Source organism: Haemophilus haemolyticus, assembly GCF_003490595.1.
GTDB classification, from domain to species: Bacteria; Pseudomonadota; Gammaproteobacteria; order Enterobacterales; family Pasteurellaceae; genus Haemophilus; species Haemophilus haemolyticus_L.
Genome location: NZ_QQGY01000017.1, coordinates 1 through 11,896, shown reverse-complemented (window position 1 = coordinate 11,896; position 11,896 = coordinate 1). Strand labels below are relative to the sequence as shown.

Below are 11,896 nucleotides of genomic sequence, written 5' to 3'. Positions count from 1 at the left end.
AGTTATATAAGTTATAACCCTGTGCAGCTACACTCATTACATTTGCTGCTTTCAAGCGGTCAGAGGCTTTGTCATTTTTTACCGCCCCTTCAATCGTGTTAATTAAATCGATGATTGGCGATTTTACACGACTAAATTGACCTATTTTTAAATCACTCTCACTATAGCTGTTATCTTGGTGATTAATTGCATTATTGATAATGATATTTTGAGCATTAATATTGACCTTATCTTTGGCTAAAACTTCACTTGCTGTTTGTAGGTAATCTTTACCCGCATACACATCAACTGTGCTATTGAGACTTGCAAGTTGACTACCCTTATGCGTAATCTGCTCTCCGTCCTGATTCATTCTAGTGCGGTTATAACCAAAGAAACGCTCGGTATCTGAGATAGCTGCCTCCCCTACACTATGCCCTTTGCGCATCTGAGTGCTTCTATCCGTTGTTTCTGCTGTCAGCAATTTCACATCGCCATTATTAGCTTGCAGGATATTTTTGTCATTAGAGACAAATGTCGTTCCTTTTAGAGTAATATCACCGTTCTCGGCAATTGTAGTGCTCTTGCCACCAATGGAAATCTGGGTACCAACCTCTTGGCGAAGACTAGTATCCCCATTTTCCCGCTGTGTATGCACCCCTGCCACATATTTCGCTGTGCCATCTAAGCTAAAACCACTTGATTTTGTCGAGGCTTGCTGCGATTGTGTATGCACTGCTACACCAAAATCGACATTTTTAGCTGCAATAAACAGCGCATCACCTTCTGCACTGATACGACTACCTTGCGTACGAATATCGCCCTCTCTAGCATGAATATTCAGCTTACCGCCCGCTTCAAGTGAAGTTGTTTGTGCTTCTGTTTTTTGATTGTATTTGTGTGATTCACTACGATTGTGATTAGCATAGGGTTGTATACCGCGCGCCATGGATTCTATAGAGTCAGCAACTGCATCAGATGCCCCCATAGCCTTACCCACAACGCTCTTTGTAGCGCCTTGAGCTTCTTTTTCATGGTAGTTGTCTCTTGCTTTACCTACCGGGTCATACACCACTCCCATACCAATACCGCTTGAGGTATAACGGCGATGTTGCTCGCTTTCGTGTCGTTCATTTACGGCATTCAAATTTACATTTTTACCCGAAAGCAACATATCACCGCCTGAAACAAGCTGAGAGGCATTCACATTCACATCCTCTTGAGCATTTAGCGTCAGCTTACCTTTTTCTGCAACAAATTGACTGCCGACGACAGTTTCATCATCGCCTTTCGCATCAAGATTATCGCTCGAACGCCCATACCCCACTCGGGCAGTACTGTTTTTAACTGAACCAGTCAACCCCGATTTTTTGTGCTTATCCCATTCTGTGCGTTGCTCGCGATTAACGGCAGCCTCTACATTAAGCTTACCGCCTGCCGACAACGCCATATTCTCTGTAGCAAGAGCTTGCGTGGCAACGGCGGTTAAATCTCTGCCTGCAGTGGTAGTGACGGTTTGTCCGTGAAGTTGCGTGCCTTGTTGAATTTCACCTTGAAGATTGACATAACTCTCTCGGCTTTCGCTGCCGCCGATACGTTTGGTTTTATCTTTGTGGTATTCCTCAAGGGTAGCAGTATCGGTTTTGGTGCCTAAAGTCAGGTTTTCTGTAGCCTGAAGACGAAGTGCGCCTTTTGCTTGCAGTTCGCTACCTTGGGTATGGATATTTTTCGCACTCAGTATAGCGTCACCTTGTGTGTGTATCCGCGTAGCTTGTGCAGCACTGTTTTTCTCATGTTTACGGTGATTGCTATTACCACCTAAATGTTGCTCGGTTTCTTCCGTTACTGTGCCTAAATCAAGGTTTTGCGTCGCATGAAGTTGTGTTTTTCCTTTGCCCTCATTGATAAGATTGACGGCATTTAACGCAATGTTTTCCGCTGCAACCGTGAGACTGCCATTCTCGCCTTTTACATATAATGCCGCTTGGCGATCAATCTTCGTTGTGCGATGACTGTAATCCCCGCGGTTGACTTCGCCCGTGGCTGTTGTGGAATTCAATGTGATGGCATTAGCATTGAGCAAGAGTGCCTCTTCTGCCTCAAAACGACCGCTACCTTCAATATGATTATCGGCAAAAAGTGCGGTCTGTTTTGCTGTGATTTTGCCATCGTTTTGAATATTACCCGCCTGAACCACCGTTTGTGAGCGTGCCGCGATTTGTCCTTGGTTATTCACGGTTTTATTCGTTTCAATCAGCACCTTCTCCGCCGAAATCAAGGTTGCTGAACCGTCAATACCTTCTTTTTGAAGATTATCACGCGTGAATTTCGACAAATACACTTTCGGCGCCAATACCCTTTGTTGACTGCCGTCTTTTAACGTCACCGTCTGCGGCTCAAACCACACAATATCGGTGGTTAAGGCTTTAACTTGCTCGGCAGATAACGCCACACCTGGAGTTAAATGAAATTGTTGTGCCACGCTCACCGCATTGTCCATCAATGCTTTATATTGCGCTTCAAAGGTAGCGTAGCGGCTGTCTTGAGGACGCCCCGTCAAATGATTTAACTGGTTGCGTACCTGTTGTTGCTCATAGTAGCCATCGCCCAAACGCTTTAACATATTTTGCGGATCAGCGCGTAACATCTTGAACATATAATCGCTGCTCAACCACTTGTTACGATCGGTAAATTGCGGGTCAGTTTCAATCAGCACTTGATTGTCCGCCTGCGGATTAATTTTATATAAAGATGAGGTTGGCACATTCATGCCTTTATTGTCTTGATTGGCTAACTCATTGGATTCAAAGACATAATCCGTAAAAACATTCGCTACCGGTAATGTAATAGTTTTCTTATCGGTAGAGAGCAATCCTGCCGTATAATCGGAATAACGGCGGTCGTATTTATTGCGTCCGCTTCCTGTTTTAGATTTGCGCTTATGCAAAGAGGCATATCGTTTATCGCCATATAAATCTGTATATTGCTCACCTTGCGCATTGATATTGTCTATTTTGGCATGAAGCAAACGCAACGCACCGCCAACCAAAACTTGTGATTTGTCGTTAGTGAAATTATCCGAATCTACGGTTAATTCACCATCCATCACGATTTTACCTGGTTGGGTTTTCGTTACGGTAGTGGCGCGAATCACCTCTTTATCTACATTCGTTTCCCAAAAATTCTCAATATTTCGACCGGCATATGCCGCAATGGCTGTGTTATGTTGCTCAATCTTGTTCGACAACGCCTTAAACTGCATCGGGTTGTCTTTCATCCATTGCACATAAAGCGGTTTGATTTTTTCATCAAACTCCGCCTTCGCAGCTTGATAGCTGGCAAGCGCCTGTTCGTAGTCCTTTAATTGCGCTTGATATGCCAGTTTCGCAGCCTCATCCAACGAGGCTAAATTAGCGGGCTCAGTCGGTTTGGTCGGTGCAACGGGCACTTTTGCTTGACTTAAAATACGTTCTACATTCGCCCGTTGTTGGGTATGAATTCCAAACGCCTGCCATGCCGGATCGCTCGGTAGATAATAGGTTTCAGGGTGAATATCACAGTCGGTATTTTCACAAATTGTTACCGGTGGCAACAAGGATGACACCACATCACCGTTATGTGGTTTTTTAAGTTCGGTGGGCAACGCTTTAACATGATAACCATTTTTGCCTCGCACGCTGTTGTACCATTTAACTAAACGTTTATCGATATGGAAAGTTGCCTCCGATTCGCCGTTCGGCACAATGTAATGCCAATCCACCGGTTTTTCCGAGACAGTTTTCAGTTCGGTTTCAAAAAAGTCATTGGTTTGTTCAATCTGTGCTACCGCCCATTTTCCGCCTTTGCCTTGCATCAAGGCGCTACGATTTTGCAACAATGCCGCCTTGCCTATTGCTTCATCATTTTCATTTAATGCCGAACCAATATTGAATTCACCAAAACTCAGTATCGCTGAGGCATCATCCGTATTGCCGGAATAAAAACGACTTTGGTTTACAATGCGTTTCGCCCCCAAATCCAAGCGTTCACGCGCAGCAATTACGCCGGAAGCCAGATTACCCTCATCATCTTTTTCATCGAAGTTTTCAATTAATGCAGCTCCCAAGGCGACATTATCTCCATAGATGCGTCCCGTACCGATATTTTGAACTTCACTACTTTTAATTAGCGTTTTTGCCGGACTGTCATTTTTTTCTGCCTTACGTGCATTAATTAAACCGCGATTTATCACTTTTCCTGCAATTTCAAGACGCACATTACCGCCAACGATTTCACCGCTGCCGCCCTGTGTTAAAGAATCCCCTTTCACATCTGCTTTTTGCTTCGCCAAGATCTGGCCATCTTGTTTTATTTCACCTTTGGCTTTGACATGCACTGCGCCATCACGAGACACAATGCTGGCGCCTTTTGCATTGGTAATGCCACCACTGGCAGCAGTTGTATTCACATCACCACTTGCCTGAATCTGCCCCGTGTTGACAATATTTCCTTGGCTATCAATTTTCACCTCACCCGCTGATGCACCAATATGCCCCGCATTGCGTACACCAAGACCTTGACCGTTATCCACTAAATGGATTTTCTCTGCATACATCCCACCCAATTGGCTTACATCAACGCTGTAAGTAGATTGATTTTCACTTTGGGGGTCAAAAGTGCGGTCAGTGTTGTCGGTGTTGTCGGTGTTTTCATCCCCCACGTACACAACCGAATCATTCGTGCGGTTCACGTTGTTTTTACCTGCGGTGACTTTAATGCCTTTTTTCGACCAAACGCCACCATTGATTTCCGCTTTCTCCGCGATAATATCGGTGTAATCCGATTGACTGTTATCCATGCCTTTTTGACCAACAGTCACTTTACCGCCTTTTACGCGATAGCCTTTCAACTCGCCATTTTCTACTTCTGCTTTACCAGTTGTCAGGGTTGTTCGCCCCGCATTAATCACACCACAGCCATCACATTGGATACCACTTGGGTTGGCAATCACCACATCTGCTTTTTTGCCCGCCACTTCCACATAACCTTTTAAACGGCTTGGATTCGCTGAATTTACCTCGTTAAGAATCACTTTTGCTTCACCACGAGCAAGATTCGGGTTACCTTGCACCCAGCCCGCAAGTTGCGTTTGCGCTGCTTTACGGGCATTGTTTAATACGGCACCTTTCTCTGCTACATCAAATTGTGAATATTGGTTACGTGATACCCCACCTGCACTTGGTGTTTGAATATTTACTTGCGGTAAACCATTCGCTGTTTGAAGTACTATGGGTTGTTGATTACCCGGTGCTGATTTATCTGCACGAATCGCCATATCTTCGGCATGAGCAGAAGGCGTTAAAAAGACGAAGCCCAATGCTAACATTAAGCTGAAATGAATGGAGTTGAGGGAGAAGGAAAGTGCGGTTGAAAATAATCCTGTTTTTTCTTGTTCTGAACTCACATTTTCACTTTGTGCTTTACCTTGAGATTTTGCTAACTCAGAGACCACGACAAGCTGATTTAATACACGGCTAAAAATCACTTTATAATGACGTTTATTCATTTTTTAATTTCCTTTAAGTTTTAAATTCTGTTTGGTTTTAATCAATTTATTCATCTAAAAGCGTGAGCATTAAAAACGGTAGCTCACATTAAATCCGGTTGTCACATGACTGGTTCTAAATCCTTCTGTTTTTTTAATTGGAACACCCACAAAATAATCATAGTTAATACCCCATAGTTTGCCGCGAAGTCCAATTACGCCCCCCATTAAGCTATCACCAATTTGAAGCTCTTCTTGGCTAGAGTGCACCTTACCTCGGTCAATCCCTAAATAAAGCTCATGTCCCTTATTCGCAATATTCCACCCTAGCTCATTTCGCCATAACCAACCTTTTTCACCAGAAAGCGATAGCTCACCATCAAATCCGCGCACGGTATAACGACCACCAATACTAAATTTATCTTGTTGTGTTAAAGGTGTGCCGTTCCACTGCCCATTCCAGCTGGTATTAAAGCGGAAAGGCTGATTGCCGATAGTGAAAGGATAGGTAAAATCAATGCCTGCAGTAAAAATCTGCATGCGGGAAGTCCCTTCACCGAACTCTTCTTCCGGAGCAGGTAAGGATTTATTCCCACCCGTACCACGTTTGTAATTCGTACTAAGTTGTAACGTTGCATTACCAATATACTGAGTATGATTAAGTCCCACTTCCCAACCAGCAGTTCGACGACGTTGCACTTCAATTTCGGTGTCATTGATATAGTTATGGGATTTTTTCGTCCATAACGCGGCATTCACATAGGTTTTATGGAGACTTCCACGAGATAATAAGCGACTTAAGTTCGCTTTCATTTGTTGGCTTTCACCTGAATAAGTATAAGACTCAAACGCGCCCGCTACCGTTTGGTGATAAGAATATTTTGAACCGGAAAGGGTTAAGAGATAGTTCTTCCAAGGAATAGAATAATAGAGACTGAGGTTTTTACTGCCATAATCCCCTTCCGCATCATCGCTATTACGTTTAAAGCTGCGTGTACCGCTGATATAGAACATATCATTGAGGGTTAGCACGTTATCCCAGGAAAACGTGGCTGAGCCCTGTAAACGCCCCGTAGCTTTACTGCCTGAATCATCTAACCCCAAGGTTAAATGAAAAGGTAAGCGTTGCTTATAAGCAATCACCACGTCTGTTTCACCGACTACATCCGTTGGCACAAGCTCCATATTTGCATCAGCACTCGGTACGCGTTTTAAGTTTTCTAAACCCTGTTCAATATTGCGAATATTTAATATATCCCCCTGCGCCATTGGCATGGCAAACCATAAGGTACCACGGGTGGCAAACGGAATCGCACTTTGGTCTTGTAATTGAATACGACCCACTTTACCCGGAATCACGGTGAGTACGAGCATGCCTGAACGCAAATCCTGTGGCTCGACCACCACGCGGGTAGTGACATATCCCAAATCAATTAAACGATTTTGAATACGACGAAGTAATACATTAATCCCCTCAGAGCCAATACAGGCAGGCAGCGCAAAATCACGCTCAGCATAAACTGACTTTAATGCCCAAGAGAATTGGCTTGGTTGGATTAATTTATGGGAAGATGCTGATGAACTTTCTTCAGCTTGATAATCGGTCAGCACCAATTGATTGATAGGAAAACATTGTGATTCATTTTGGGGAAAGCCAAGAGAGGCTTCTTTTTCACCCTCTAAACGCACATTCGCGGATTGCGTTTGCTTGGCTAAGATCGACGCATCTTGTTCCGCTTGTTGCCTCTGTTGTTTGGCATCGATTTGTTTTTCTAAATTGGCATTTGGTGAGCTTGGCGCTGAAAAACCAAAAGGTGAAATAAATAATAAACTAGAAAGAAAAAAGTGTGAGGATTTTTTCATTGTCACCCTAAAGATAAAGTTATTAATGAATTATGGTTGATAAGATATCAAAATCTATTTAAAAAAACCATAAAGTTTATATCAGTAATTTCTGTTATTTTTCATTAGTTTAAGTATAAAAAACCTGCATCAAACTCGGGCTTGATGCAGATAATTTATTTATTGGCCATGAATAGAAAATTAATCACCTAATTGAACAGGCTCAACTTTCCAAATTCTCTCTGCATACTCTTTAATCGTGCGGTCAGATGAGAAGAATCCCATATTCACGATATTTTGAATGGTGCTTTCAATCCATTGATCGCGTTGTTTGTATTTTTCATCTACGGCTTTTTGAGTTTCTACATAACTGCGGAAATCAGCAAAAGCTTGATAATAATCGTGGTATTGCAAGCCTTGTAATAGCTGATGATAACGTTGAGGATCTTCTGGTGAAAATTTACCCTCAATAATTTGATCCACGACTGTGCGTAATTGAGCATCGTTTTGATAGTATTCAAATGATCGATACCCTTCTCGACGAAGTTGTTCAACTTGTTCCACTGTGTTACCGAAAATAAAGATGTTATCTTCACCCACGTTTTCCAAGATCTCTACGTTTGCACCATCGAGTGTACCAAGTGTCAATGCACCATTTAAGGCAAACTTCATATTACTGGTGCCAGAAGCCTCTGTGCCTGCAAGTGAAATTTGCTCTGAAATATCCGCTGCTGGAATAATTAACTGGGCAAGGCTTACGCTGTAATTTGGAATAAATACAACTTTTAAACGGCCTTTCAAACGCTCATCATTATTGATGCCATTAGCAACATCATTAATTAAATGGATCGTTTGTTTCGCTGCATAGTAAGCCGAAGCTGCTTTACCTGCTAAAATAAATACGCGCGGTTGCCAATCTTTTTCAGGATGAGCAAGCATTTCATTATAGCGAGCAATAATATGCAATACGTTCAACATTTGACGTTTATATTCGTGAATACGTTTGACTTGAACATCAAATAATGCATGTGGATCAAGTTCAACACCTAATTCAGATTTCACATATTCCGCCAATTTCACTTTGTTCGCAAATTTAATATCTGCAATCGCTTCTTTAAATGCTTTTTCTTGCGTAAATGGTTTAAGTTTTTCGATTTGACTTAAATTACAACGCCATTCTGAGCCGATATATTTATCAAACAATGCGGCTAATTGTGGATTCGCCACGGCTAACCAACGACGCGGTGTGATACCGTTTGTTACGTTGGTAAAGCGTTCTGGGAAAATACGAGCGAAATCTGCGAAAGTGGATGTTACCATTAAATCGGAATGGATTTCGGCAACCCCGTTGATTTTGTGTGAACCTACCACGGATAGCCATCCCATACGCACTTTGCGTTGGTAGCCTTCTTCGATAAGAGAAACACGGCGGATAAAATCGTTGTCAGTTGTCACATAAGTGCGGACATATTCCAAGAAGTGATCGTTAATTTCAAAAATCATCTGTAAATGACGCGGTAAGATTTTCGCCATCATTTCCACTGGCCAAGTTTCTAACGCTTCGGACATTAAAGTATGGCAGGTGTAAGAGAAAATGTTACGCGTCATCTCCCAAGCTTTTTTCCATTCAAAACCTTCATCATCCACTAAAATTCGCATTAACTCAGGAATTGCTAAAGCTGGATGTGTGTCATTTAAATGAATTGCCACTTTATCCGCCAAGTTTTCAAGGCTATCGTGGGTGCGTTTGTGACGGCGTAAAATATCTTGAAGCGATGCAGAGACTAAGAAATACTCTTGACGTAAACGTAATTCGCGACCATTCCAAGTAGAATCATCAGGGTAAAGCACACGTGATAAATTTTTATTTGCGGAGTGCTTTTCTAATGCGGCTAAATGTTCGCCACGGTTGAAGTCGGCAAGGTTAAACACTTCGCCTGCGTGTGCCGACCATAAACGTAATGTCGCAGCAGAATTGTTTTGATAACCCGGGATCATTTGGTCGTAAGCAAGTGCGGTTACTTTTTCGGTATCTTGCCAAATACATTTTTTGCCTTCGAAATGAATGTTTCCACCAAATTCTACGGTAAAGCGTTTAGATGGACGAATAAACTCCCAAGGTGCCCCTTTTTCAAGCCACGCATCAGGACGTTCTACTTGCTGACCGTTTTCAATTTTTTGGCGGAACATACCATATTCATAACGAATACCGTAACCCATACCTGGTAAACCAAGAGTCGCAATAGAATCCATAAAACAAGCGGCTAAACGACCTAAACCACCATTGCCCAAGCCAGGATCTACTTCTTTTTCTAAAACCTCTTCTAAATCCACATTTAATTCAGAAAGAGCTTCTTGTGCTAATCCATAAATGCCTTCTGCAATCATCGCATTAGAAAGGGTACGCCCGATTAAAAATTCCATTGAAAGGTAGTAAACACGACGAGAATCTTCCGCTCGAGTTTGGCGAGCTGTGGTAATCCACCCTTCTGTCACTAAATCTCGAACAGCATGCAAAGTCGCATTTAACCAGTCGCGTTGGCTCGCTTCACGCGGTGAGCGACCAATTAAAAAAATAAGCTTATAAACAATTGATTTTTTGATTGCCTCAACAGTCATTTGTGGGCGATTGTATAGGAATGGAGAATCAAAATTATCCATTATCATAAGTAAAACCTCGGTTTGAATGTTAAAAAATTATCTATAATAAAAGAGATGTTGATTTAAAAATTCACGCACATTTCAAAAAATCAATCGAAACAGACCGCTCTTTATATCCGAGAACCTTTATACCTCTAATAAATTTGTTCGAATTTTATGCTTATTTTGTCGAAAAACAAGCACAATCACAGAGCTTGCAACAATAATCTACAAACAGACTGTTGCTCTTAACGTTTATAAATAAAACTACAAACGTTCATAAAGTGCACGATATTGTTCTGCTGCTTTACGCCAGCTAAAATCTTGTGCCATCGCATTCGCTCGCAATGCTGACCAAACTCTCGGTTTTTGCCAAATATCAAACGCTTGTTGGATACTTCTACGTAAATCTTCAGCGGTAGCTTGCTCAAACACAAAACCAGTTGCCGTGCGATCTTTAATATTTTCCGATGTGCTATCCACTACCGTATCGGCTAAACCTCCCGTTTTACGAACAAGAGGAAGTGTGCCATATTGCAAACCATAAAGTTGTGTTAAGCCACAAGGCTCAAAACGGCTTGGCACTAAAATCACATCACCACCTGCCACTAATAAATGTGACAGTGTTTCATCGTAACCAATTTTGACTGCAACATTTTGTGGATAACGTTCAGCAAGCTCACGAATACCTTGTTCAAAGTGCGGTGCGCCAGAACCTAAAATCATCAACTGGCCGCCTTGTTTTACAATTTCATCCGCACTTTCAATCAATAAATCCACGCCTTTTTGCTCGGTTAAGCGGGTTACCATCACAAATGCCAATGCATTTTCATCTTGCGGTAAATTAAAATAAGCTTGCAGTTCAGCTTTATTCTGTTTTTTACCTGCCATATATTTCAATTTGTAATGATGCTGAATATATTGATCGACATTTGGATGCCAAATATTTTCATCTACACCATTAAGAATCCCCACTAAACGCCCTTGAGATTTTAAACCAGAAAGTAAACCTTCCAAGCCATAGGCAAATTCAGGTGTAGTAATCTCTTTAGCATACGTCGGGCTCACTGCCGTGCTGGCATCGGAGTAAAATAAGCCTGATTTTAAATAGGAAATCTGTCCAAATAACTCTAAACCATCAACATTAAACATGCCTGCAGGCAATCCAATTTCAAATAAATGCTGATAATGGAATTGCCCTTGATATGCTAAATTATGGATTGTAAATACCGATTTTGCTGGGCGACCTTTATTAAATAAATAAGCAGCACATAAGCCTGCATGCCAATCATGAGCATGAACGACATCTGCACGCCACCAGCTATCTAAACCAGTAGATAATTCAGCACCAACCCAACCAAGTAAGGCAAAACGTTTATAGTTATCACCATAATCATTATAGTAACAATCGTGATATGGATTCCCCTCACGCGCATATAAATGTGGCGCATCGATTAAATAAACGCCTACGCCATTATATTCACCGTAGCGCAACACAACATGTCCCGCAAAATTATCAAATTCAGCCACAACTTGTGTATTAGAAATACCTGCAGAAATCGCTGGATAAGCAGGCAATAAAATACGTGCATCAAGCCCTATTTGATTTTGGGCTTGCGGTAAAGCCCCTAAAACATCGGCTAAACCGCCTGTTTTGAGGAGCGGATAAAATTCTGAGCAAACGTGTAAAACTTTCATTTAATTTTCATTTTCCCTATAAAACATAAATAACGCTCGATCAAGTGCCCTCTTTGCTAAAGAGTGGCCATAAAGTGCGGTCAAAAATGATCTGACCCCAAAAAGTTAGACTGTTATTTAAAGGATTGTTTTCGATATTGTATCGGACTCAGTCCTTTTAATTTTAGTTGAATCCGTCGATGATTATAGTAATCCAAATAATCTCTGACAGCA

At 41.9% G+C, this 11,896-nt stretch carries 5 protein-coding genes; all 5 read right to left on the bottom strand.

The window, feature by feature from the left end; all coding sequences use genetic code 11:
• Positions 1-5,524 (bottom strand): two-partner secretion domain-containing protein (locus tag DV415_RS09955; protein WP_118791552.1); only part of this gene is annotated, 5,524 nt, incomplete at its 3' end.
• A 69-nt stretch (positions 5,525-5,593) separates the two neighbouring features.
• Positions 5,594-7,366: a ShlB/FhaC/HecB family hemolysin secretion/activation protein gene (locus tag DV415_RS09950; protein WP_118791551.1), complete on the bottom strand. Its 1,773-nt coding sequence runs from the start codon at positions 7,364-7,366 to the stop codon at positions 5,594-5,596.
• A gap of 180 nt (positions 7,367-7,546) precedes the next feature.
• Positions 7,547-10,012, bottom strand: coding sequence for a glycogen/starch/alpha-glucan phosphorylase (locus DV415_RS09945; RefSeq protein ID WP_118791550.1), 2,466 nt, complete (start codon positions 10,010-10,012; stop codon positions 7,547-7,549).
• A gap of 240 nt (positions 10,013-10,252) precedes the next feature.
• Positions 10,253-11,683 carry a glycogen synthase GlgA gene (gene glgA, locus DV415_RS09940; protein ID WP_118791549.1) on the bottom strand — a complete coding sequence of 477 codons (1,431 nt, stop codon included), beginning with the start codon at positions 11,681-11,683 and terminating at the stop codon, positions 10,253-10,255.
• A gap of 113 nt (positions 11,684-11,796) precedes the next feature.
• Positions 11,797-11,896, bottom strand: a 100-nt coding sequence (locus DV415_RS09935) for an IS3 family transposase (RefSeq protein ID WP_133253116.1), incomplete at its 5' end; no start/stop codon positions are given.